2 pseudogenes are annotated in these 337 nt (G+C 76.3%); one reads left to right on the plus strand and one right to left on the minus strand.

Annotation, left to right across the window (positions count from 1 at the left end):
* Positions 1–230: pseudogene (locus J0695_RS41690) on the plus strand (class I SAM-dependent methyltransferase); the annotation flags it as partial.
* Between the two features lie 18 nt (positions 231–248).
* Here J0695_RS41690 and J0695_RS44945 read toward each other — a convergent pair.
* A pseudogene (locus tag J0695_RS44945) lies at positions 249–337 on the minus strand (bifunctional adenosylcobinamide kinase/adenosylcobinamide-phosphate guanylyltransferase); the annotation flags it as partial.

Consider the following 337-nt stretch of genomic DNA (forward strand, 5'->3'; position numbering starts at 1 on the left):
TGGCCGGCGCCGCCGCGCTGGCTCTCTCCCATGCCCTGCCCGCTCCGGACGCCCCGTGGCGCGCGATCCCGCCGACCCCGTTCCAGCAGCAGGCGCGTGCCGTGCTGCTGCGGGCGGGTGTCCCGTTGGTCGCCGTCGCGGCGCTGACGGACTTCGCGCTGGCACCCGTCCTGCGGCACACCCCGTTCGCCAACGCGTACCGGATCATCGCGCGAAAGCCGGCGACCTGACCCGGCGCCGACCCCGGTTCACCCCCGGAGCGCCAGCGCCTGGCCCGCCACCACCAGCAGCACCTGCTCGCACTCCCGCGCGAACGCCGCGTTCAGCCGCCCGAGTT

It is taken from the genome of Streptomyces beijiangensis, from assembly GCF_017315755.1.
GTDB classification, from domain to species: Bacteria; Actinomycetota; Actinomycetes; order Streptomycetales; family Streptomycetaceae; genus Streptomyces; species Streptomyces beijiangensis.